Below are 20,734 nucleotides of genomic sequence, written 5' to 3'. Positions count from 1 at the left end.
ACTAGCGTTAAAGCGGACAGTTTTACCGAACCCATGCCCAAGGCCCCCGAAGAGTTCCTGTCCGTGCTCAACACGCGCAGCCAGGAGATATTCAAGAAGATCGTCGAGCGGTATCTCGATACCGGCATGCCGGTGGGGTCGCGCGACCTCAGCCGCATGCTGCAGGTCGGCCTGTCGCCCGCCTCGGTGCGCAATGTGATGGCGGATCTCGAAGATCTTGGGCTGATCGCGGCCCCCCATACCTCGGCCGGGCGGGCGCCGACCCAGGACGGCTTGCGGTTTTTTGTCGATGCGATGCTGGAAATCGGCTCGGTCGACGAGCGCGAACGCAGCCAGATTACCCAGCATATCGAGGGCCAGGCACGACAGGGCAAGGTCGAGGACTTTCTCACTGAGGCGTCCACCCTGCTGTCAGGCCTGAGCCAGGGTGCCGGCGTGGTGATTGCCACCAAGTCCGACATGGTGATGAAGCATCTCGAATTTGTCCGGCTCGATCCCGAACGCGCCATGGCGGTGATGGTAGGGCAGGACGGGCAGGTGGAAAACCGCATCGTGCCGCTACCGCCGGGGTTGACCGCCAGTGCGCTGCAGCAGGCCAGTAATTACCTGGCCCATCATGTGGTGGGTCGCACCATTGCCGAAGCGCGGCGCCATCTGGGCGAATTGCGCGCCGAGCAGCGGGCGGAACTGGACGAATTGACACAAAAGCTGGTCGATGACGGGCTGGCGACTTTGGCCACCCCGATCGGGGGCGGGCAACCGACAGTGATCGTGCGCGGCCGGGCCAATTTGATCAACGACGCCATGGCCTCGGACGATCTGGCGCGGATGCGGCAATTGTTCGATGAACTGGAAAGCAAGGACGGACTGCTCGAACTGCTCGGCGACGCCGAAAGCGCGCAGGGCGTGCGCATCTTTATCGGCTCGGAAAACAAGCTGTTTTCGCTTTCGGGATCATCGGTGATCTTGTCGCCGTACAAGGACGCCAACGACAAGGTGGTCGGAGTGCTGGGGGTGATCGGGCCGACGCGATTGAACTATGCGCGCATAGTGCCCGTTGTGGATTACACCGCCCACGTGATCAGCGCGATGCTGGCACGGAAATAACCATGAGACAGAGGTTCGTTCTGGGCCTCCTGTATCTCGCGCTTTTGGGCGGACTTGGACTTTTCTTTAGCGGATCGCTGCCGCGTTTCGGGGGCGAAGATCGATTTCAGAATGCAATTCGAACTGCGGATTTATCCAATAGGCAACTTGGCTGGACCAAGCGGGATGTGACCGAGAAAATTTGCAACGATTTCGATGCAGACGCGCTGGACAAGGCTGGTAGTGAAAAAACCAACAATAGCGGTGTTCAGGGTTGGATGCTTATGGAAGAAAAGGGGATTTTCGCAGCATGCTGGGACCATACGCAGCGCTATTTGCGGGTCTATATCAACACAGCAACTAACGCTTGCAAGGCGACGGTAGGGCTAATGCCAGTTTGCGATCCGTAGCGAGGGCGTTGCACTGTTAGGCTTGAAATCGGCGCCGCATTGGCCGATATGCGGGGCAAATCTTTCAATTTGCGGATCAAAACCATGATCGACGAAAATCCGACGCCAGAGCAGGACCCTGAGATCGAGGCGGTAACGCCGGAAATCGATCCGGCGGACGCGCTGCGCGCCGAGAACGCCGACCTCAAGGATCGGGTGCTACGGGTGCACGCCGAAATGGAAAACCTGCGCAAACGCACCGAGCGTGAAGTTGCCGATACGCGCAGCTATGCCATTGCCGGCTTTGCCCGCGACATGCTGAGCGCCACCGATGCACTGAGCCGGGCGCTGATGGTGCTGCCGGCGGAAGCGCGCAACAATGGCGACGCCACCACCAAGTCCTTGATCGACGGCATCGAAATGACTGAGCGCGAAATGCAGCGCCTGCTGGCCAAGCATGGCGTCAAGCCGATCGAAGCGGAAGGGCAGAAGTTCGATCCACATCGCCATCAGGCCATGTTCGAAGTGCCCGATCCGACGCGCCCCGAAGGCACCGTGGTGCAGGTGGTGCAGGCGGGCTTTGCCATTGGTGACCGGGTATTGCGTCCCGCGATGGTGGGGGTGGCCAAGGGTGGCCCGAGCCATGTCGGGGGTGCAGAGGCGGTGGACAAGAGCGTCTGAGCTGGCCCGGCTTCCCCATGCGAAGGGCGCCTGCGGGCGCCCTTTTCTTGGCGGCTGCAGATGCCGATCAGAACCAGAGGTCCGCAACCCGTCTTCCATCACGCGGCAAGTCGTCGAAGCTGTGCAGGCCGTCGAATTGCTGGACGGGAATGGTGGCAACGGCCTCAGGCTCGGCGAGGCGCACATTGACGGCGAGGCGACGACGGCCATCCGGTCCCGTATCCACGGCGCGCCAATAGGCCATGCCACCGCAATTGGGGCAAAAATGAAAGCCCAGCACCATGTGGCCGCGGCGATAGGCTTGGGTCTCGCCGGAAACGAAAACATCTTCGTCCTGCCAGCCGTAGATCCAGAGGGCGCCATAGCGCCGGCACGCGGTGCAGTTGCAGGCGGTGGCGGCGTCCGGTTCGCTCTCGAAACGCCAGCGCACCTGGCCACAGTGACACGCGCCCTCGATCATCCCAAAATATCCTTGCTCATCACCCGCTTCACCCCCGCTTCGGCCATATCGGCCCAGGCCCGCGCCAGACTGCCGGCATTGTCGATGGCGCCTGTCGCGTCTTCGATCACCGTAACGTCGAATCCGGCTGCAACGCCGTCGAGGGCGGTCCAGCCGACACAATAGTCGGTGGCGAGGCCAACCACGAACAACCGGCCCAAGCCGCGTTCGCGCAAATAGCCGGTTAGACCGGTCCTGGTGTGGCGATCGGCTTCCTGAAACCCGGAATAGCTGTCGACCGACTGGTGATAGCCTTTGCGGATGATCAGCTGGCCGTGCGGGATTGCAAGGTCGGCGGAAAGTTCGGCGCCTTCGCTGTCCCATACGCAATGATCGGGCCACAGCACCTGCTGGCCATAGGGCAGGTCGATGACCTCGAACGGCGCCCGGCCCGGATGATTGCTGGCAAAGGAGATGTGGTCGGCGGGGTGCCAGTCCTGGGTCAGCACCACATTGGTGAATTTTTGCGCCAGCCGATTGATCAGTGGGATGATGGCATCGCCATCGACCACGGCAAGGCTGCCGCCGGGCAGGAAATCGTATTGCACGTCCACCACGATCAGCACATCGGTGGGAGTGATCGTCAGGGTCATGATCTGTCCTATTCCGTCCGCACCCAGCGCGCCCGCATCAGGCCGCGGACCGAGTTGCCAAGGTAGATTTTCGAGGTCTGCTGCAAATCTTCAAGCGTCAGCCGCGCTTCGACGGTGATGCCGCGCGCAATCAGGTCGGCGCGCAAGGTACCGGGCAGCAGGCCCGATTCAAGCCACGGCGTCAGCAGGATACCATTGCGTTCCACGAACAGGTTGGTGATCGAGCCTTCGGTCAGCTCGCCCTTTTCGTTGAGAAACACCACTTCATCGACGCCGAAGTTTTTGACGGCTGCCTCGCGCGGCTCGTCGTAGAAGGCGCGGTTGGTGGTTTTGTGCGCCAGCCAGATGCTGGAAGAATCCACCCGCTCCGGCGCGATCATGAACTTGAACACTGGCGGATTGGCGGTGAGCGCCGCTGCAGTGATTGAAGCACCTTCGCGCTCATCGAGCAGCAGGCGGACCCGCATTTCGGGCACGGTGAAACCGGCAGGCTGCTGATCGAGCAGGTCCTCGATCTGGGCCCGATCGAACGGGATCTGGAAGTAAGAGGCCGATGCTGCCATCCGGTCCAGATGCCGATCGAGCAGCACATAGCCGCCCTGGCGTTTCCACTGCAGGGTTTCGATCAGCGCCACGGGCGTCGCCGGGTCGGTAAAGAATTTCATTTTGAGCAGGGCCTCGTCATACTCAGCATCGACAAGGCTATCAGCAACGATGCCGCCGCCAATACCGATTTCGCCATTGCCGTACGGATCGATGACGGCGGTGCGGATGGCGACGTTGAGGCAGAAATCGCCGCCGGGGGCGAAATAGCCGATGGCGCCGGTGTAAAGTCCGCGCGGCGCGGCTTCGACTTGATGGATGATTTCCATGGCGCGGAGTTTTGGCGCGCCGGTGATCGAGCCGCAGGGGAACAGGTTTTGGATGATATCGGTGGTGCTTAGACCCGGTTTGAGCCGGGCGGTGATGCCCGAGGTCATGGTGTGCAGGCTGCGATAGGTTTCCACTGAAAACAGGTCGGTGACCTTGACTGAGCCGATTTCGGCGATGCGGCCGAGGTCGTTGCGCAGCAGGTCGGTGATCATCAGATTTTCGGCGCGGTTCTTGGCGTCCGCCGCCAAAGCTGCGCGTCCGGTCGCGTCCTCGGCCAGGGTGCGGCCGCGCTTCAGCGTGCCCTTCATTGGTCGCGCCGATAGCTGGCCTTTGACATTGCGCACGAACAGCTCCGGCGAGCGCGACAGCACGGTGTGCTCGCCGGTGGCCAGCAGCGCGCCATAGGACACCGGCTGCTTGGCGACCAGATCGCGATACAGCGCCGCCGGTTCGCCCTTGAGCGCAAACCGCGCCTTGAACGTCAGATTGACCTGATAGACGTCGCCTGCTGCGATATAGGATTTTATGGCATCGAACGCCTGGCCATAGGTCGCTCGGTCGATCACCGGTTCCACGTCCACCGCTTCGGCGGTACCGCCATTGGCCAGCGCCTCGATATATCGTTGAACATCGGGCGCGGTGAGATGCTGCGGACCATCATACAGCCCCAGCCACAGCAAGGGGATCTCCGAGCGGCCCGGCAGCAGATGGAACAGTCGTTCTTCGAAGACCAAACCCAGCTCGTAACTGAGGAACCCCGCCGCCCACAGGCCCTCGGCCTGCGCCGCCTCAAGCTCTGCCAGGGCCGCTTTTGCCTCTTGGGCCGTGTAGGCAACCAGTACCCGGACCGGCTCGACGAACAGCAGGTTTTGTCCGTCCGGATCGATGGTGTCGTGGAGCAGCACTGTGCCGGGGGCAATCATGGCGCTGTTCTAGTATGCGCCGCGGGCATTGGAAAGAATGAGAAGGGCGCCGAAACCGCGTTCAGAATTCGTTCAGACCCGTGGCGATAATGTGTCGGCGCTTACATGTCGGAGCAGGACGCATCCGGCCATTGGGGGACAATCAACAATGCACAAATTCATCATGGGTGGCATCGCCGCCCTCGGTCTGGCGATCTCGGCGGCGCCGGCAATGGCCGAAACCGTACAGTTCACACTGATCAACAACAGCTCCTATGACGTGCAGTATTTTTACACTACGCCCTCCAACGAAACCAGCTGGGGCGGCGACCTGCTGGGCTCCGATGGCATTCTGAGCTCGGGCACGCAGGGCACGGTGACCATCGGCGATGGCAGCGACCAGTGCGTCTATGACTTCAAGTTCGTCGTCGATGGCGGCGCCGAAACGGTGATCAACCAGGTCAATATCTGCCAGCTCAACAGCTACACGCTGAACGATTAGGCAGCCGCGCCCGTTCGCATTATCCTGTCAGGCGCCGCACCTGTTGTGTGGCGCCTGGTTGTTTTGAGAGATGCATGGATCAGCCTGTTCTGCACACGCCCTATGTCAGCAGCAACGCCGTCGGCACAGCACGCCCGTTCACCATCGGTCTGTCCAAACTCGAACCGCGAGACTGGATCGAGGTGGATGATCTGCTCGGGGTCTATCTGGCTGAAAAGGACCGGGTGACGGCCGCGTTTGCCGACAGGGTGTTCATGGCGGAGCCGGACAGCGCAAAAGCTCAGGCTGAACTGCTCAAACTGCTGGCCGAGCATCTGCCGGCGCGGTTTCCGCAGATTTATCGACGGGTCGGACAAAGCATCGAAATCCTGCCGCTGGGTCGCTCAGTGGCCCTTGATGGTCCCAATACCCCGCCTTTGCAGATTGCAGCCGGGCTGGTGCAGGAAGACCTGGTGCTGATGCGCGGGGGCGAGGCTGGCTGGCGGCTGGGCGCCGGTTCGCTGTCGTTTCCGTCGTCGTGGCGGCTGACGGAAAAGTTCGGCAAGGTGATGCACGACATCCACGCCCCGGTGCCCGGTTTTGGCGAAGGCAGCCGCAATGCGCAGCTGATCGATCGGATGTTCGACAATCTGCGCCCCGATCATTCGGTGCTGCGCTGGAACTGGGGCATTTACGAAGACGCGGCGCTGTATCACCCGGCTTCGAGCGAGGATATGCGCCGGTTTGGCGACGAGGCGGACATATTCATCCGCGTCGAGCGGCAGACCCTGCGCAAGCTGCCGGTCAGCGGCGATATCGTGTTTTCGATCCGCATTCACCTGAACGCGCTGACACTGCTGGCCCAACAACCCAACGGAGGCGAACTGGCCGCCGGCCTTGGAGAACAGATCGGTGCGCTTTCGGACACTGAGCTGGCCTATAAGGGCCTGCTCGACGGGCGGGACCGGCTGTTGGCGCTGCTGGCGGCGATCCGATAGCCGCCTTTCCGGGCGGGCGAGCGAATTGCGCGACCGGCCCCTTGAACCGGGCCCAAACACACCCAGATTCTGCGCCGGACGCGACCCCAAAGCCCCGGCAGACGCGGCGATTGTGCGACAAGACTGCTTGAAGCGATGTGCAGGCGTCCTTATATAGCCCCCAAGCCCTTGAGCAGGGCACAATCTAGGAATAGGAACCCGGCCACACGCTGGCCAAGAGACTGCTTCCACAGAGGGGTTTCGAACGGGTTTGCTAAAAGAGAGGCATAGTAATGGCTAAAGTTATCGGTATCGACCTTGGCACCACCAATAGCTGCGTTGCAGTGATGGATGGCTCCAATCCCAAAGTGATCGAAAACGCCGAAGGCGCGCGCACCACGCCGTCGATGGTGGCATTTTCCAAGGATGGTGAGCGCCTCGTGGGCCAGCCGGCCAAGCGTCAGGCCGTGACCAACCCCGAAGGCACGCTGTTTGCCGTCAAGCGCCTGATCGGGCGCCGTTACGACGACAAGGTGGTGGGCAAGGACAAGAACCTGGTTCCGTTCAAGATCGTCCCGGCCGACAATGGCGATGCATGGGTGGAAGCCTCGGGTGAAAAGTATTCGCCCTCGCAGGTTTCGGCCATGATCCTGCAGAAGATGAAGGAAACCGCCGAGAGCTACCTCGGCGAGACCATCACCCAGGCGGTGATCACTGTTCCGGCCTACTTCAATGACAGCCAGCGCCAGGCAACCAAGGATGCGGGCAAGATCGCCGGTCTGGAAGTGCTGCGCATCATCAACGAGCCAACCGCTGCGGCGCTGGCTTATGGCCTCGACAAGAAGGCCGCTGGCACCATTGCCGTGTACGACCTTGGCGGCGGGACCTTTGACGTGTCGGTGCTGGAAATCGGCGACGGCGTGTTTGAAGTCAAATCCACCAATGGCGATACGTTCCTGGGTGGCGAAGACTTCGACATGCGTCTGGTCGATTATTTTGCCGACGAGTTCAAGAAAGAACAGGGCATCGACCTGCGCAGCGACAAGCTGGCCCTGCAGCGCCTCAAGGAAGCTGCCGAAAAGGCCAAGATCGAACTGTCGGCCTCGACCCAGACCGAAATCAACCTGCCGTTCATCACCGCTGATGCGTCTGGTCCGAAGCACCTGACCTTGAAGCTGAGCCGCTCCAAGTTCGAATCGCTGGTCGACGATCTGGTCCAGAAGACCATCGAGCCCTGCAAGCAGGCGCTCAAGGATGCCGGCGTTACTGCCGCGCAGATCGACGAAGTGGTCTTGGTCGGCGGCATGAGCCGCATGCCCAAGGTGCAGGAAGTCGTCAAGCAACTGTTCGGCAAGGAACCCCACAAGGGTGTGAACCCGGACGAAGTGGTGGCTTTGGGTGCTGCCATTCAGGCCGGCGTGCTGCAGGGCGACGTCAAGGACGTGCTGCTGCTCGACGTCACCCCGTTGTCGCTGGGTATTGAGACCCTTGGTGGCGTGTTTACCCGGCTTATTGATCGCAACACGACCATTCCGACCAAGAAGAGCCAGACGTTCTCGACCGCGGAAGACAGCCAGTCTGCGGTGACCATTCGCGTGTTCCAGGGCGAACGCGAAATGGCCGCGAACAACAAGCTGCTGGGCAATTTCGACCTCTCCGGTATTCCGCCCGCACCTCGCGGCGTGCCGCAGATCGAAGTGACCTTCGATATCGACGCCAACGGCATCGTCAACGTTTCGGCCAAGGACAAGGGCACCGGCAAGGAGCAGGTGATCCGCATCCAGGCCTCGGGCGGTCTGTCTGACGCCGATATCGAAAAGATGGTCAAGGAAGCCGAGCAGAACGCAGACGCCGACAAGAAGAAGCGCGAAGCCGTCGAAGCCAAGAACCAGGGCGAAAGCCTGATCCACTCGACCGAGAAGTCGGTCAAGGAATATGGCGACAAGGTCGGCGCTGGCGAACTTGCGGCGATCGAAACGGCGATCACCGCCCTCAAGGCCGTGCTTGATGGCGACGATGCCGACCTGATCAAGGAAAAGACCAGCGCGCTGGCCGAAGCCTCGATGAAGCTGGGCGAGGCCATGTACAAGGCATCGCAGGCCGAAGCTGAAGCCAAGGCCAATGGCAGCGCCGACGAGGATGAAGACGATGACGTCGTCGACGCCGACTTCGAAGAGGTCAAGGACGACGAAAAGCGCGCCTAAGCCTGGTTGAGTGAATTCAGGAGGGCCCGGTGGCAACACCGGGCCCTTTTGTTTGCCATGGCGCCAGATGGCCGGTCCCGTCATCGCCTTGACATCACACCGATTCGCGAATTCCGCCTTTGTCCTAGGTCTTTGGGCCAAACTGTCCTATGATGGCCCATGAACATTCCAGACCCCCAGACATTCACCGATCCCGAAAAGCTGCGCAAGTTGATGGCTAATGCTGTCCGCCTGGGCCATCCGGACCTCGCTTTCAATTGCCAGCTGCGCATTGCCCAGCTGGTTGGCGCCGGCCACGAAAAGGGGCTCGAACGCGAGTTCTGGACCGCGCTCGCCGCTGCCGAAGAATTCAAGACTGCCGCCAATGGCAAGACCACGCGTCTGGCCAAGCTGCGCACCAAGCACAAGCGCGTCGGCGCGCAGCGGATGCTGGGCGACATGGCCATGGAGCCAACCGTTTCCGAAGGTTTTGACGTGCTGGTGGCGCACGGCCGCAGCGATCTGACCGGCGAAGCCATCGTGCTGCGCAACGAGGACGAGTTCTCGGTGGACGAAGTCAATGCCGCGCGCAAGAAGCTGATGGAGCATGGCGTCAATAGCGCCGAGGGCGTCGGGGCCTAAAGCCTGAACGTTCGTGCCATTCGAGACTAGCTCTCGTGGCCTCTGACCCTAAATCGCTCCACTGGAGCGATTTGCCCAAAGGGCAGGGTCAGAGTTTCACGTGAATCACCCGCCCGGCCTTCGCGCCGGGCTTTTTCTTGCCGTGGTGGCATGGCTGTCCAGCCCGCGCAGAGCATTGATCCAGCCGCTTCACCTTGCTATGAGCGGTTCAATAAGCTTTGCGGATGCGCAAACCCCATCTTCCCTTGCGGAACGTGGGGTTGATTGCCATCTAGGGGACAGAGTTTTGGCGCCTCGGCGCTGTTGTTTGATTTGACCTCATAGGCGCGCCGTGATTCGGCTGGAGCGCCCGGAGACCGGTTACTTGGCCAAACGTGATTTCTATGAAGTGCTGGGCGTTCAAAAGGGCGCCGACGAAGCGGCGCTGAAAAGTGCCTACCGCAAGCTTGCCATGCAGCACCACCCGGACAAGAACCCGGGCAATTCGGAATCGGAAGCCAAGTTCAAGGAAATCAGCGAGGCCTATGATACGCTCAAGGACGGCCAGAAGCGCGCCGCCTATGACCGGTTTGGCCATGCCGCGTTTGAAAATGGCGGCGGTGGGCAGCGCCCGGGCGCCGGTTTCGGACCGGATTTTGCGTCCTCGATGTCCGATATTTTTGAAGACATCTTTGGCGATTTCGTTGGCGGCCAGCGGCGCGGTACCGGCGGTGGAGCGGCCAAGCTGCGCGGCTCGGACCTGCGCTATAACCTTGAAATTTCGCTCGAGGAAAGCTTCCTCGGCCGCACTGTCGAGATCGACGTTCCCACTTTGGTTGGCTGTACCACCTGCGAGGGCTCGGGCGCCAAGCCGGGCACCGGCAAGCATACCTGCCGCCAGTGCAATGGCCATGGCAAGGTGCGGGCGGCACAGGGCTTTTTTACCATTGAACGCACCTGCCCGGTCTGCCAGGGGCGCGGCGAAATGATGGACGAACCCTGCACCGATTGCGGTGGCCAGGGGCGCCGCCAGGAAAACCGCAAGCTCAGCGTTTCCATTCCCAAGGGCATTGAGGACGGCACCCGCATTCGCCTGGCCAATGAGGGCGAAGCCGGGCTGCGCGGTGGCCCGCCGGGCGATCTGTATATCTTTATCTCGATTCGGCCCCATGAGCTGTTCCAGCGCGACGGGGCCGATCTTTATGCCCGCGTGCCAATTGCCATGGCCACGGCAGCTTTGGGCGGTGAATTCGAAGTACCGACGCTCGAAGGCACGCGCGCCAAGGTCAAGGTCGTCGCCGGCACCCAGCCGGGCCAGCAAGTGCGGCTCAAGGGCAAGGGCATGCCGGTGCTGCGCGCCAAGGATATGGGCGACCTCTATGTGCAGCTCGATATCGAAACGCCTCAAAACCTCTCCAAGCGTCAGCGTGAATTGCTGGAAGAGTTCCAGAACCTGACGACGCGCGAGACCAATCCGACCTCGGACGGGTTCTTCTCCAAGCTCAAGAAGATGTTTGAGGCTTAAGCTTTCATCGCGCCTCCTTCGACAAGCTCAGGATGAGGGTGGTTCGAGGGCATGGCACTGCGATGCTGGGACTGCTTGCGGCGCTGACACGTCACGGGCATTGTCACGCCGCAGATCAAGCAGGAACGATCATTGATGACTACCGCTCTCACGCTTTCCGGTTCGATCCGGGCCGGATCGGAAAACCGCAAACTGCAACAAATCGTCGGGCGCAAGCTGGCGCAGGCGGGCGTGACCGTCACCGAAATCAGCCTCGCCGATTTCGATATGCCGCTGTTCAACGAAGATCTGGAGCCGGACAATGTGCCCGAAGCTGCGGCGCGGTTGGCAGGGCTGTTTCGCAACCATGACATCGTGTTCATCGCCAGCCCGGAATATAATGGCGGACTAACTCCGCTCACCGTCAATACCGTTGCCTGGCTCAGCCGGCAGAAGCCCAGCCCGTTCCGCCACGCGGTGTTTGGCATTGGCGGCATCAGCTCGGGCAAATACGGCACTATCTGGGGGCTCAGCCATCTGCGCGAATCGCTGACCAAGATCGGTGCCCTGGTGGTGCCGACGCTGTTGGGGATTGGCCCTGCGGCCGAAGCCTTTGATGCCGAGGGCAATTTTTCCGAACCGGCGATCGTCCGCAAGGTCGACACGATTGTCGAAGAACTGACGCATTTTTCGCGTGGAGCCGGCAAATGAGACTGTGCCTCTATCTCAGCCATCCCCAGGTCAAGATCGATCCGGGCGTGCCCGTGCCGCAATGGGATTTGTCGGCCGAAGGGCTGGCCCGGGCCAAAGCCTTTGCGGCACGTGACCTGATCGGCCGGGGCACGCCGATCTTTACCAGCGCTGAACCCAAGGCCAAGCAGTTTGCCGCCGAACTGGCAAAAGTCTCGCGCTCGCCGATTATCACCCATGAGAGCTTTGGCGAGAATGACCGTTCGGCTACCGGCTTTCTACCGCCGGAAGAGTTTGAACGACACGCCGACGCATTCTTTGCCCAGCCCGACCAGAGCGTTGGCGGTTGGGAAACTGCCAATGCGGCGCTGGCACGCATTGTCGCTGCGGTGCGTGATGGCCTGAAACAGGTCCCGCCCAGCCAGCGCGTGGTGTTCTGCGGCCATGGCGCGGTTGGCACGCTGCTCAAATGCTATCTGGGGCGACGGCCGGTGGCCCGCACGGAAGACCAGATTGGCGCGGGCCTGACGGGCGGTGGCAATGGCTTTGCCTTTGATTTCGAGGGGCGCAGACTGTTGGGCGAATGGACCCCGATGGAGCAACTGGCGCGCGTGAGCAGCTAGCGCCACATTGCCTCGCTGTCCCGGTTGTGCGATTGAACCGTTGAACCCCGGAGAATCAAGCCATGAGCGGACAACTGATCGTTGGCCTCGATGTCGACACGCGCGGTGAAGCTGAGGCCATCATCGAGGCACTGGGCGATACCGTCAATTTCTACAAGATCGGCTACCAGTGCTTTTACGGCGCCGATGGCTACGCGCTGGGCAAGGCGCTGATCGCCGCGGGCAAGCAGGTGTTTTTTGACCTCAAGCTACTCGATATCGACAACACCGTCGAAAAGGGCGTTGCCGCGATTGCCGCGACCGGCGCTGCCATGCTCACTGTCCATGCCTATCCGCAGTGCATGCGCGCCGCCGTGCGGGGCGCGGCTGGCTCGGGCCTGATCGTGCTGGGCGTTTCGGTTTTGACCTCGATGGACGACACCGACGTGGCCGAGGCCGGCTTTGCCCGCGACACTGCCGGGCTGGTGGCGCTGCGCGCCCAGCAAGCGCATGACGCCGGGATCGGCGGCCTGGTCTGCGCCCCGCATGAAGCGACGATGGTCCGGCAGATCATCGGCTCGACAATGGCCATCGTCACCCCCGGCATTCGACCATCGGGCGCCGCCCATGGTGACCAGAAGCGGGTGATGAGCCCGCGCGAAGCCCTTGATGCCGGTTCGACCCATCTGGTGGTGGCCCGCCCGATCGTGCAGGCACCGGATCCGGCGGCGGCTGCTCGGGTGATCCTTGCCGAAATGGCTGGTGGAACGCGATTGGCGTAAGGGGCTGGCGCTGCTAGAGCAGATGCAGACGGGGAGTTGAGCAGATGGCCGATTTGAAGGTGGTGATTGCCGGGGCAGGCGGGCGCATGGGCGCGGCCAATATTCGGTCCGTCGCGGCGCTTTCGGGCCTCAAACTGCATGGCGCCGTTGCCGGCACCGGCCTCACGCTGCACGCCGCCGTCGATCGTCCGGGCACACCGGCCATCGGCCAGGATGCGGGGATTTTCGCTGGCATCGGCGCACTGGGCGTCATCATCACCGACGATCTGGAAGTGGCGCTCAAGGGGGCTGACGCAGTCATCGATTTCACCGCTCCCGCTGCCAGCGTGGCGCTGGCCAAGCGCGCCGCCGCGCTCGGCCTGGTCCATGTCATTGGCACTACGGGCTGCTCGGTCGCGGAAGACGCTGAAATCGCCGCCGCCGCCAAGGCCGGCGCAAAAATCGTCAAATCCGGCAATTACTCGATGGGCATCGCGGTGCTCGCCAGCCTGGTGCGGCAGGCCGCAGCGCTACTGGCGGACTACGATATCGAGGTGCTCGAAATGCACCATAACAAGAAGGTCGATGCGCCTTCAGGCACAGCATTGATGCTGGGCAAGGCCGCTGCCGATGGCCGCGACGTAGCGCTGGCCGACAAGGCCGTGCGCGTGCGGGATGGCCATACCGGCGCACGCGAGCCGGGCAGTATTGGTTTTGCCACGCTGCGTGGTGGCGCAGTGGTGGGCGATCATACGGTGATGTTTGCCGGCCCGGCCGAACGGATCGAATTGAGCCATAAGGCCCAGGACCGCTCGATGTTCGCCGATGGTGCCGCACGCGCGGCGCTGTGGGCTGCGGGACAGGCGCCAGGGCTTTACGACATGAACGACGTGCTTGGCCTGAAATAGACCAACGCAATTTTGGAGAGAGTTATGACCGGCACCCTGATCCTCGTGCGCCACGGCGAGAGCGAGTGGAACCTCAAAAACCTGTTCACCGGCTGGCGCAATCCGGATTTGACCGAGAAGGGCCAGGGCGAAGCCCGCGGCACCGGCAAGCTGCTCAAGGCCAAGGGCTTTGTGCCGGACCTCTATTATACTTCCAGCCTGCGCCGCGCCCAGCATACGCTGGACCTGATGCTTGAGGAAATGGGCATCCTGAACCTGACCATCACCCGCAATACCGCGCTCAACGAGCGCGACTATGGTGATCTGTCGGGTCTCAACAAGGACGATGCCCGCGCCAAGTGGGGCGAGGAGCAGGTGCTGATCTGGCGCCGGTCGTTCGATGTGCCCCCGCCTGGCGGCGAGAGCCTGAAGGATACTGCAGCGCGGACGCTGCCCTACTTTGCGGCGGAAATTCGACCCAAGGTCGCTGCCGGCAAATCGGTGCTGATCGCCGCCCACGGCAATTCGCTGCGGGCGCTGGTGATGGCCATTGAGGGCCTGACGCCAGAGCAGATCCTGAAACGCGAAATCGCCACCGGCCAGCCGACGATTTATCAGCTGAAAGATGATGGTTCGCTCGATCATCGGGTAGAGATTTAAGTTTCACGTGAATCCCTTTCTATCCTCTCCCTCAAGAGAGAGGCACCGCAATTCCGCGTTCAGCAGAATTGCAGGGTGAGGGGTTGTGCGCGCTCCCATGCCTGGTGACGAGAAAAGAACCCCCCATCCGCCCTTCGGGCCCCTTCTCCCTCGAGGGAGAAGGAAGACGGAGCCTAGCGCCCCGAAACCACTCCGACTTCCCAGCCCATGATGGCTCGTTTGCGGGGAACGCCCCAGTGGTAGCCGGTCAACGCGCCGGATGTACCGACGACGCGATGGCAGGGCACCACGAAGGAAATCGGGTTCTTGCCTACTGCGGCGCCGACGGCGCGCGAGGCTGACGGCCGGCCGATATGGCTGGCGACTTCACCATAGGTGGTGGCGCAGCCAACCGGGATCTTGAGCAATGTTTCCCAGACCTTGACCTCGAAATCGGTGCCGATCAGCACCACCCGCACTGGCCGATCGGCGGCCCAGCGGGTTGGATCGAACACTTCCGCCGAGAGCGGCGCGACCCGCGCATCGTCTCGGCTGAAGCGGGCATTGGGCCAACGCTGCGCCAGATCCTGAAACGCCTGCTCCACGGTCACGGACCCATCGGCGAAGCCAAGGCCGGAAATGCCGTAATCGGTAGCGGTGATTACCGCGGTGCCGAATGGGGAGGGTGCGACGCCCCAGATCATGTCCATGCCTTCGCCCTTGGCGCGGAACGCGCCGGGCGGCATGGCTTCATAGGCGACGAATAGGTCGTGTAGCCGCGAAGTCGAGGACATGCCCACTTCATAGGTGGTGTCGAGGACGCTGGCTTTTTCCCGCAGCAATGACTTGGCATGATCGAGCGCCACGGCCTGGGCAAAGGATTTGGGGCTGAGCCCGCACCAGCGCCGGAACAGATCGCTCAACTGCCGCTCGTTCAGCCCCAGGGCGCGCGCAAAACAGGGCAAATCGAGTTCATCCGGGCCGTTTTCGCTCAGATAGCGAATTGCCGACTGGATGGTTTCGTAATCGTTTTGAGTGGTGGGCAGAGCGTGTGTGTTCATGGCCATAGCAATAGGCCCGCGATGTGGGATTTACGACCCGGTTTTGACGGGGGTAATGCGGGCCTTTTTCAGCGCAGTGCCGAACACTTTGCCGAAGCTGGACTTGTCGTCATTGTTGAGGAATTCGCCGATCTCCAGATCGCCATCGCCGCTGCGCAGCCGCAGGCGAGTGGTCTGTTCGTCGAAATCACGATCGATGATCAATCGTACGGCCCGGGGATTGAACTGGCGTCGGCGCACGGCGCCCTTGATGTCGAACTGATCCACATCGAGCCGATCCGACCACAAGGTGATCCGCTCGTGACGCTTGCCTTCGGCATTAGAAAATTTCAATGCGATGGCCATGCCGGCGACCGCAATGGCAATGAAAACCGCAATCGGCCAGGCGCCTGCAGACAGCGAAATCAGGCCCGGAATGGCGCCAAGCAGGCTGGCCAATCCAACCACAGCCCAGCGCTCCCGCGCGCCCATCAAGCGGTGTGGGGTCAGGTCGGCGGAAAACAGCGGTTTTGTGGTTGTGTCTTGCATTGGGTTTCGACTCGCCCGACGAGTATAAACCCAGAAACACGGACGAGAGAATGCCCGGATCGAGAAAAGTGAAGAGCCTGCCCAAGGCCGATATCGAGGCGATCTTTGCCCGGTTCGAGGCGATGGACCCCGAGCCGAAGGGCGAACTGGATTATGTGAACGCCTATACGCTGCTGGTTGCCGTCGTGCTGTCAGCGCAAGCGACAGACGTCAGCGTCAACAAGGCCACCAAGGCCCTGTTCGCGGCCGCCTCAACGCCGGAGGCAATGGTCGCCCTGGGGCTGGAGCAGATTGAGGCCGATGTCAAAACCATCGGGCTTTATCGCACCAAAGCCAAGAACGTGCTGGCGCTGAGCCAATTGCTGATCGAGCGGCATGACTCACAGGTGCCGGACAATCGCGAGGCCTTGGAAGCGCTGCCTGGCGTCGGGCGCAAGACCGCCAATGTGGTGCTCAATATTTTCTTCAAGCAGCCGACCATTGCGGTAGACACCCATCTGTTCCGCGTCGGCAATCGCACCGGGATGGCCAGTGGCGCCACGCCGCTGGCGGTGGAGCTCAAACTGCTCAAGGCGGTGCCGGAGCGTTACATGCTGCATGCCCATCACTGGCTGATCCTGCATGGCCGCTATGTCTGCAAGGCCCGCACGCCGGAATGCTATCGCTGTATCATCGCCGAGTGGTGCCGGTTTGAACCCAAGACGCCATTGCCCAAGGTCAGGTAGATCAGACTCCATAACCCCGCGCCATGGCGGCGGCGAACAGCGGGATAAACACCAGCAGCGCGATTTCACCGTGCAGAAAATTGCGCGAGCGTTTCACTTCGGCATCCGTCGGCACGAAGCCGGGATTGGTTTTGAGCGTCTTACGCCAGCGCAGGATGGCAAGCGTCGGCTGGATCGATAGCAGCCCCACACCAAGGAAGGCTGCCATCTTGAGCCCAAACACCCAGTTGTGCGCGTAATAGTTTATGCCAGAGGCGCCGAAGAACACCCGGAGCACCCCGGCCACCAGCACCAGGCCGGCAACTGCGCCATAGGCGCCATCGATCATGCCGAGGCGCGACAACTGCGCACCGGCAATGCCGGGCCGCAGCAGAGCGAATTCGGCGGCTACAATGCCGACCAATGTAAACACCGCTAAGTGATGCAAGCAGGCCAATAGCAAATCGATATCCATAGCTTTGCTCCCGGATCAGGCTATGTTAACAATGCTCACATACGTGCAGGACAAAGTAAACAATGTCAACATCGACGAACTCGCCGCCCTATCATCATGGCGATCTGCGCCGTGCCCTGGTCGATGCAGCGCTGGTCATGCTCGAGCGTGAGGGCGAGGCCGGCCTGGGTCTTCGCGATCTGGCGCGGGCGGTCGGCGTTTCCCCGGCAGCGCCATACCGGCACTTCGACAGCCGGATTGCCCTGCTGGAAACACTGGCGGTGATCGGCTTTCAAAAGTTCACGCGGATGATGGCATCGCTGCAGGAGACAACACCCGACCAGAAGCTGAGCGCCATGGGGCGAGCCTATGTGCTGTTTGCGCTGGATAACGCCAATCTGTTCCGGCTGATGTTTTCGGCCCAACTCAAGCGCGAAGGGCGGCCGGGGTTGAAAATGGCCGCCGATGCCGCCTTTGAGACGCTGCAACTGGTTTCGGGCGAAGGCAGCGGCGGGCGGGTCGCGGCGCTGGCGGCCTGGGCCAAGGTGCATGGACTGGCCGTGTTGCTACTGGATGGCCAGATCGCCATCCGTGCCGGCGACGATACCGAAGCGCTGATCGTGGAAATCCTTGGGCGCAATCCGTAGCGCTCTCGTTTGGTCGCGCTTCCGGAACGCAAAAGTGGTGGCCACTTTTGCTGGAAGCGCCCCATGCCAAAGATTGCGCCTGAGCTTTACATCCTCTACATCGCTTGGGTCATTCTCAAAGAGCTCGGACCCATGGCCCAGACCCGCTTCGACGTCCTTACCATCGGCAACGCCATTGTCGATGTCATCGCGCCACTGGCGCCAGGATTTCTCGACGCCGAGGGGATGAGCGAAGGCATCATGCATCTGATCGATACCGATCGGGCCGCCTACCTTTATGGCAAGATGCCCGCCGACAAGCGGCAGATTTCCGGCGGCAGCGCTGCCAATACAGCGGCGGGCGTGGCTTCGCTCGGCGGACGCGCCGCCTTCGTGGGCAAGGTCGCCAACGATCCGCTGGGCGACGTTTTCGAAACCGACCTGAAATCGATCGGCGTGCATTACGACACCAGCCGGCTAATCCATGGCGCGCTCACCGCGCGCTCGATGATCTTCCTGTCGCCCGATGGCGAGCGCACCATGAACACCTATCTGGGCGCCTGCCATCAGCTGACCGAAGCCGATATCAAGGAAGACGAAATCGGCGGCGCGGCGGTGACCTATATGGAAGGTTTCCTGTGGGACCCGCAGGAAGCCAAGAAAGCCTTTGTCCTCGCCGCCCACTATGCGCACAAGCATGAGCGTGCCGCTGCCTTTACGCTGAGCGATCCATTCTGCGTCGACCGCTTCCGCGATGAATTTTTGGACCTGATCAAATCCAAGACCATCGACTATGTGTTTGCCAATGTGCACGAACTGAAGTCGCTGTATCAAACCGACGATCTTGCCAGTGCGGTGCGCGAAATCGCCAAGGATGCGGAAATGGCGGCGATCACCATGGGTGCCGAAGGCGCCATGGCGATCCACAATGGCGAGATCGTTTCGGTGCCGGCGTTCCCGGTCGCCAAGGTCGAGGACGCCACCGGTGCCGGTGACCTGTTTGCCTCGGGGTTCCTGTTGGCCATCGCCCGCGGACAGACGCTGGAATCGGCGCTCAAGACCGGGTGCCTGGCAGCGTCCGAGGTGATTTCGCATATTGGCGCGCGCCCGGTGCTGGATCTGCAGGCGATGGCGCAGCACCACGGACTGGTCGGCTAGATTCGACTGGCATTGGCGATCTGATCCGCGTCTAGATAGGCGCGTTCTGGGAGGAAGACCGATGTTTGCAAAACGCGCGCTGCCCTTGCTCGCCGCCATCACTCTGGTGGCGCCTAGCGTCGCCCAGGAAGTGGAGCCACCCGCGCCGTGGGCGCAGATGACTGGCAAGAACGCCGGCGCGGCCGGCACCTGTGCGGGGCTCGATGGCAGTGATACCGACTTTGATTGCTACATGGTGCGCTGCGACGCCGGCCAACTAGTCTTCGTCTTCCAGCCCGACATGGATGCAGACAAGGTGCATGGCATGAACGTCACCATCGGCAACGGCTATGCGGAAAAAATCATGTTCGATCACATGGGCCATGGCGAAAGCACCATCGATCTCGCCAGTCATCCCAGGTTCCTTGCCGCCATGGTCGCGGCCAAGCCAGGCGACTGGGCCAATTGGGAAACCGTGGACGCCGAGTTCGAATATACCACCTTCTTCGAGCTGACCGACGCGGGCAAGCGCATCAAGGACGTGCAGAAGACCTGCAAGCGTTGAGCACCGGGACGTGGCAGCCTAGACCCGCCGCAGGCGAACTTCCTCGATCATGTGGCTTTGACCCTTCTTGAGGATCAGGTCGGCGCGGCCTCGCGTCGGCAACACATTGTCCAAAAGGTTGGGCAGGTTGATAGTTTCCCAGACCATCTTGCCCAGTGCACCGGCTTGCGCCTCGCTCATCTGGCTGAAGCGATGGAAGAACGAGGTTGGGTCCTGGAATGCGGTTTCGCGCAGGCGGAAGAAGCGCTCCATGAACCAGTCGCGCAGGTCGGCCTCATCGGCGTCGATATAGATCGAGAAATCCAGAAAATCCGAGGCGAACAGGATCGGCTTGCCGGTGCGCGGCAATTCGCCCGGCTGCAGGATGTTGAGACCCTCCACGATCAGGATATCGGGGCGGTCGATGACCACCTCTTCGCCCGGCACCACGTCATAGACCAGATGCGAATAGACCGGCACCGCAACGTGCGCCTTGCCTGATTTGATGTCGGACAGGAAGGACACAAAGCGGCTGCGGTCATAGCTTTCGGGAAAGCCCTTGCGCTCCATCAGGCCGCGTTCCTTGAGCACCGCATTAGGATGGAGGAAGCCATCGGTGGTCACCAGATCGACCTTGGGGCTGGATTTCCAACGCTGCAGCAGCGCCCGCAGGATACGGGCGGTCGTGGATTTACCCACCGCCACCGACCCGGCGACGCCGATGATGAACGGCACCTTCTGGTCCGGCGTATCGAGAAACCGCGTCGAGACGTTGTGCAGGCCCTGCACCGCTTCGACATAAAACGACAGCAGACGGGTCAGCGGCAGATAGATTTCCTCCGCTTCTTCGAGTGAGATCGGATCGGAAAGTGTGCGCAGGCGCTTGATGTCCTCACGGGTCAGCGTCATCGGTTCGTCCGCGCGCAGGGCCGACCACTGGGTCTTGGTGAAGTGATGGTAGGGGGCGCTGGGCTTGTTGCGCTTGCTCATCAGTCGGGCTTCCGCCCGGCTTTTTCGGCAAGACCGGATTGGACCTGCCGCGCTTCGAGCTCCATCATCACCGCCAGCAGCGGCACATCGGCGGCGCGCAGCAACACCAGCAGGTGGAACAGCACGTCGCCGGCCTCCTTGGCCAGTTCGGTCTTGTCGCGCGCCACAGCGGCGATCACCGCTTCGGTGGCTTCTTCGCCCAGCTTTTGCGCGCACTTTTCCACGCCGCGCGACAGCAGCTTGGCGGTGTAGCTTTCGTCAGGCGAAGCAGCAGCCCGGCTGGCAACGCGGGCGTCGAGGTCTTCGAGGGTAAAGCTCATGT

25 protein-coding genes are annotated in these 20,734 nt (G+C 61.7%); 17 read left to right on the top strand and 8 right to left on the bottom strand.

Annotated elements, in window-relative coordinates; genetic code table 11:
* The first annotated feature begins 33 nt into the window (after positions 1 to 33).
* From hrcA to grpE, 3 genes are all read left to right on the top strand, one after another.
* Positions 34 to 1,107: a heat-inducible transcriptional repressor HrcA gene (hrcA, locus tag ABIT12_RS14885; RefSeq protein WP_348041119.1), complete on the top strand. Its 1,074-nt coding sequence runs from the start codon at positions 34 to 36 to the stop codon at positions 1,105 to 1,107.
* Between the two features lie 2 nt (positions 1,108 to 1,109).
* Positions 1,110 to 1,496, top strand: coding sequence for a hypothetical protein (locus ABIT12_RS14880; RefSeq protein WP_348041117.1), 387 nt, complete (start codon positions 1,110 to 1,112; stop codon positions 1,494 to 1,496).
* Between the two features lie 84 nt (positions 1,497 to 1,580).
* Positions 1,581 to 2,156, top strand: a complete 576-nt coding sequence (gene grpE, locus ABIT12_RS14875) for a nucleotide exchange factor GrpE (protein WP_348041115.1) — start codon at positions 1,581 to 1,583, stop codon at positions 2,154 to 2,156.
* A 67-nt stretch (positions 2,157 to 2,223) separates the two neighbouring features.
* On the opposite strand, the gene ABIT12_RS14870 is transcribed toward grpE, so the two are convergent.
* Genes ABIT12_RS14870 through pabB form a run of 3 tightly spaced genes read right to left on the bottom strand, consistent with a single transcriptional unit; the run spans position 2,224 to position 5,044 of the window.
* Entirely contained in the window at positions 2,224 to 2,616 is a 393-nt protein-coding gene (locus ABIT12_RS14870; protein ID WP_348041113.1) for a GFA family protein, read from the bottom strand.
* Positions 2,613 to 3,248: a bifunctional nicotinamidase/pyrazinamidase gene (gene pncA / locus ABIT12_RS14865; protein ID WP_348041111.1), complete on the bottom strand. Its 636-nt coding sequence runs from the start codon at positions 3,246 to 3,248 to the stop codon at positions 2,613 to 2,615. The genes ABIT12_RS14870 and pncA overlap by 4 nt, the downstream gene beginning before the upstream one ends.
* 8 nt (positions 3,249 to 3,256) lie before the next feature.
* Positions 3,257 to 5,044 carry an aminodeoxychorismate synthase component I gene (gene pabB, locus ABIT12_RS14860; protein WP_348041109.1) on the bottom strand — a complete coding sequence of 596 codons (1,788 nt, stop codon included), beginning with the start codon at positions 5,042 to 5,044 and terminating at the stop codon, positions 3,257 to 3,259.
* 148 nt (positions 5,045 to 5,192) lie between these two features.
* On the opposite strand from pabB, the gene ABIT12_RS14855 reads away from it, so the two are divergent.
* From ABIT12_RS14855 to ABIT12_RS14810, 10 genes are all read left to right on the top strand, one after another.
* Positions 5,193 to 5,525, top strand: a complete 333-nt coding sequence (locus ABIT12_RS14855; RefSeq protein WP_348041107.1) for a hypothetical protein — start codon at positions 5,193 to 5,195, stop codon at positions 5,523 to 5,525.
* A gap of 74 nt (positions 5,526 to 5,599) precedes the next feature.
* A complete protein-coding gene (locus tag ABIT12_RS14850; protein ID WP_348041103.1) occupies positions 5,600 to 6,502 on the top strand; it encodes a DUF3445 domain-containing protein in 903 nt (300 codons plus the stop codon).
* A 272-nt stretch (positions 6,503 to 6,774) separates the two neighbouring features.
* A complete protein-coding gene (dnaK, locus tag ABIT12_RS14845; protein WP_348041101.1) occupies positions 6,775 to 8,685 on the top strand; it encodes a molecular chaperone DnaK in 1,911 nt (636 codons plus the stop codon).
* A gap of 159 nt (positions 8,686 to 8,844) precedes the next feature.
* Complete coding sequence (locus ABIT12_RS14840; protein ID WP_348041099.1) at positions 8,845 to 9,306, top strand: hypothetical protein; 462 nt, start codon at positions 8,845 to 8,847, stop codon at positions 9,304 to 9,306.
* Between the two features lie 364 nt (positions 9,307 to 9,670).
* The gene (dnaJ, locus tag ABIT12_RS14835) at positions 9,671 to 10,810 is read left to right on the top strand and encodes a molecular chaperone DnaJ (RefSeq protein ID WP_348041097.1); all 1,140 of its coding nucleotides are present in this window, start codon (positions 9,671 to 9,673) and stop codon (positions 10,808 to 10,810) included.
* 135 nt (positions 10,811 to 10,945) lie between these two features.
* Positions 10,946 to 11,500, top strand: coding sequence for an NADPH-dependent FMN reductase (locus tag ABIT12_RS14830; protein WP_348041095.1), 555 nt, complete (start codon positions 10,946 to 10,948; stop codon positions 11,498 to 11,500).
* A complete protein-coding gene (locus ABIT12_RS14825; RefSeq protein ID WP_348041093.1) occupies positions 11,497 to 12,102 on the top strand; it encodes a histidine phosphatase family protein in 606 nt (201 codons plus the stop codon). Before ABIT12_RS14830 ends, ABIT12_RS14825 begins: the two co-directional genes overlap by 4 nt.
* 62 nt (positions 12,103 to 12,164) lie before the next feature.
* A complete protein-coding gene (gene pyrF / locus ABIT12_RS14820; RefSeq protein ID WP_348041091.1) occupies positions 12,165 to 12,863 on the top strand; it encodes an orotidine-5'-phosphate decarboxylase in 699 nt (232 codons plus the stop codon).
* A 44-nt stretch (positions 12,864 to 12,907) separates the two neighbouring features.
* Positions 12,908 to 13,750 (top strand): 4-hydroxy-tetrahydrodipicolinate reductase, encoded by an 843-nt coding sequence (dapB, locus tag ABIT12_RS14815; RefSeq protein WP_348041089.1) that lies wholly within the window; start codon positions 12,908 to 12,910, stop codon positions 13,748 to 13,750.
* Positions 13,751 to 13,774: 24 nt separating this feature from the next.
* Entirely contained in the window at positions 13,775 to 14,389 is a 615-nt protein-coding gene (locus tag ABIT12_RS14810; RefSeq protein ID WP_348041087.1) for a 2,3-bisphosphoglycerate-dependent phosphoglycerate mutase, read from the top strand.
* 173 nt (positions 14,390 to 14,562) lie between these two features.
* Here ABIT12_RS14810 and ABIT12_RS14805 read toward each other — a convergent pair whose 3' ends face one another.
* Entirely contained in the window at positions 14,563 to 15,429 is an 867-nt protein-coding gene (locus tag ABIT12_RS14805) for a methylated-DNA--[protein]-cysteine S-methyltransferase (protein WP_407065628.1), read from the bottom strand.
* 30 nt (positions 15,430 to 15,459) lie between these two features.
* Positions 15,460 to 15,957 (bottom strand): DUF2244 domain-containing protein, encoded by a 498-nt coding sequence (locus ABIT12_RS14800; RefSeq protein WP_348041083.1) that lies wholly within the window; start codon positions 15,955 to 15,957, stop codon positions 15,460 to 15,462.
* A 50-nt stretch (positions 15,958 to 16,007) separates the two neighbouring features.
* Between ABIT12_RS14800 and nth the strand changes: the two genes are divergently transcribed.
* Positions 16,008 to 16,682, top strand: coding sequence for an endonuclease III (gene nth, locus ABIT12_RS14795; RefSeq protein WP_348041081.1), 675 nt, complete (start codon positions 16,008 to 16,010; stop codon positions 16,680 to 16,682).
* Between the two features lies 1 nt (position 16,683).
* On the opposite strand, the gene ABIT12_RS14790 is transcribed toward nth, so the two are convergent.
* A complete protein-coding gene (locus tag ABIT12_RS14790; RefSeq protein ID WP_348041079.1) occupies positions 16,684 to 17,136 on the bottom strand; it encodes a DUF2214 family protein in 453 nt (150 codons plus the stop codon).
* Between the two features lie 62 nt (positions 17,137 to 17,198).
* Here ABIT12_RS14790 and ABIT12_RS14785 point away from each other — a divergent pair, with 62 nt between their 5' ends.
* The 3 genes from ABIT12_RS14785 to ABIT12_RS14775 all read left to right on the top strand — a co-directional run bounded on the left by ABIT12_RS14785 (position 17,199) and on the right by ABIT12_RS14775 (position 19,443).
* Positions 17,199 to 17,762, top strand: a complete 564-nt coding sequence (locus ABIT12_RS14785; RefSeq protein WP_348041077.1) for a TetR/AcrR family transcriptional regulator — start codon at positions 17,199 to 17,201, stop codon at positions 17,760 to 17,762.
* A 63-nt stretch (positions 17,763 to 17,825) separates the two neighbouring features.
* Positions 17,826 to 18,899, top strand: a complete 1,074-nt coding sequence (locus tag ABIT12_RS14780; protein WP_348041075.1) for an adenosine kinase — start codon at positions 17,826 to 17,828, stop codon at positions 18,897 to 18,899.
* Between the two features lie 61 nt (positions 18,900 to 18,960).
* Entirely contained in the window at positions 18,961 to 19,443 is a 483-nt protein-coding gene (locus tag ABIT12_RS14775; protein WP_348041073.1) for a hypothetical protein, read from the top strand.
* A gap of 18 nt (positions 19,444 to 19,461) precedes the next feature.
* Here the strand turns inward: ABIT12_RS14775 and coaA are convergent, their stop codons facing one another.
* Both coaA and ABIT12_RS14765 read right to left on the bottom strand, forming a co-directional pair.
* Positions 19,462 to 20,412 (bottom strand): type I pantothenate kinase, encoded by a 951-nt coding sequence (coaA, locus tag ABIT12_RS14770; RefSeq protein ID WP_348041071.1) that lies wholly within the window; start codon positions 20,410 to 20,412, stop codon positions 19,462 to 19,464.
* The gene (locus ABIT12_RS14765; RefSeq protein ID WP_348041069.1) at positions 20,412 to 20,732 is read right to left on the bottom strand and encodes a phosphoribosyl-ATP diphosphatase; all 321 of its coding nucleotides are present in this window, start codon (positions 20,730 to 20,732) and stop codon (positions 20,412 to 20,414) included. Before ABIT12_RS14765 ends, coaA begins: the two co-directional genes overlap by 1 nt.
* Between the last annotated feature and the right edge of the window lie 2 nt (positions 20,733 to 20,734).

Origin of the sequence: Devosia sp., from assembly GCF_039927955.1 — a bacterium.
GTDB lineage: Bacteria > Pseudomonadota > Alphaproteobacteria > Rhizobiales > Devosiaceae > Devosia.
Note: the sequence above shows the minus strand (reverse complement) of the source record. Positions and strands in the feature narration are given on the sequence as shown.

Coding starts and splice junctions, on each gene's coding strand:
- dapB (WP_348041089.1), top strand. CDS start 12,908: ATGGCCGATTTGAAGGTGGTGATTGCCGGGGCAGGCGGGCGCATGGGC.
- coaA (WP_348041071.1), bottom strand. CDS start 20,412: ATGAGCAAGCGCAACAAGCCCAGCGCCCCCTACCATCACTTCACCAAG.
- ABIT12_RS14810 (WP_348041087.1), top strand. CDS start 13,775: ATGACCGGCACCCTGATCCTCGTGCGCCACGGCGAGAGCGAGTGGAAC.
- ABIT12_RS14805 (WP_407065628.1), bottom strand. CDS start 15,429: ATGAACACACACGCTCTGCCCACCACTCAAAACGATTACGAAACCATC.
- hrcA (WP_348041119.1), top strand. CDS start 34: ATGCCCAAGGCCCCCGAAGAGTTCCTGTCCGTGCTCAACACGCGCAGC.
- ABIT12_RS14830 (WP_348041095.1), top strand. CDS start 10,946: ATGACTACCGCTCTCACGCTTTCCGGTTCGATCCGGGCCGGATCGGAA.
- ABIT12_RS14780 (WP_348041075.1), top strand. CDS start 17,826: ATGCCAAAGATTGCGCCTGAGCTTTACATCCTCTACATCGCTTGGGTC.
- ABIT12_RS14850 (WP_348041103.1), top strand. CDS start 5,600: ATGGATCAGCCTGTTCTGCACACGCCCTATGTCAGCAGCAACGCCGTC.
- ABIT12_RS14765 (WP_348041069.1), bottom strand. CDS start 20,732: ATGAGCTTTACCCTCGAAGACCTCGACGCCCGCGTTGCCAGCCGGGCT.
- pabB (WP_348041109.1), bottom strand. CDS start 5,044: ATGATTGCCCCCGGCACAGTGCTGCTCCACGACACCATCGATCCGGAC.
- ABIT12_RS14825 (WP_348041093.1), top strand. CDS start 11,497: ATGAGACTGTGCCTCTATCTCAGCCATCCCCAGGTCAAGATCGATCCG.
- dnaK (WP_348041101.1), top strand. CDS start 6,775: ATGGCTAAAGTTATCGGTATCGACCTTGGCACCACCAATAGCTGCGTT.
- pyrF (WP_348041091.1), top strand. CDS start 12,165: ATGAGCGGACAACTGATCGTTGGCCTCGATGTCGACACGCGCGGTGAA.
- grpE (WP_348041115.1), top strand. CDS start 1,581: ATGATCGACGAAAATCCGACGCCAGAGCAGGACCCTGAGATCGAGGCG.
- ABIT12_RS14785 (WP_348041077.1), top strand. CDS start 17,199: ATGTCAACATCGACGAACTCGCCGCCCTATCATCATGGCGATCTGCGC.
- ABIT12_RS14790 (WP_348041079.1), bottom strand. CDS start 17,136: ATGGATATCGATTTGCTATTGGCCTGCTTGCATCACTTAGCGGTGTTT.
- ABIT12_RS14840 (WP_348041099.1), top strand. CDS start 8,845: ATGAACATTCCAGACCCCCAGACATTCACCGATCCCGAAAAGCTGCGC.
- ABIT12_RS14880 (WP_348041117.1), top strand. CDS start 1,110: ATGAGACAGAGGTTCGTTCTGGGCCTCCTGTATCTCGCGCTTTTGGGC.
- pncA (WP_348041111.1), bottom strand. CDS start 3,248: ATGACCCTGACGATCACTCCCACCGATGTGCTGATCGTGGTGGACGTG.
- ABIT12_RS14855 (WP_348041107.1), top strand. CDS start 5,193: ATGCACAAATTCATCATGGGTGGCATCGCCGCCCTCGGTCTGGCGATC.
- nth (WP_348041081.1), top strand. CDS start 16,008: ATGCCCGGATCGAGAAAAGTGAAGAGCCTGCCCAAGGCCGATATCGAG.
- ABIT12_RS14800 (WP_348041083.1), bottom strand. CDS start 15,957: ATGCAAGACACAACCACAAAACCGCTGTTTTCCGCCGACCTGACCCCA.
- ABIT12_RS14870 (WP_348041113.1), bottom strand. CDS start 2,616: ATGATCGAGGGCGCGTGTCACTGTGGCCAGGTGCGCTGGCGTTTCGAG.
- ABIT12_RS14775 (WP_348041073.1), top strand. CDS start 18,961: ATGTTTGCAAAACGCGCGCTGCCCTTGCTCGCCGCCATCACTCTGGTG.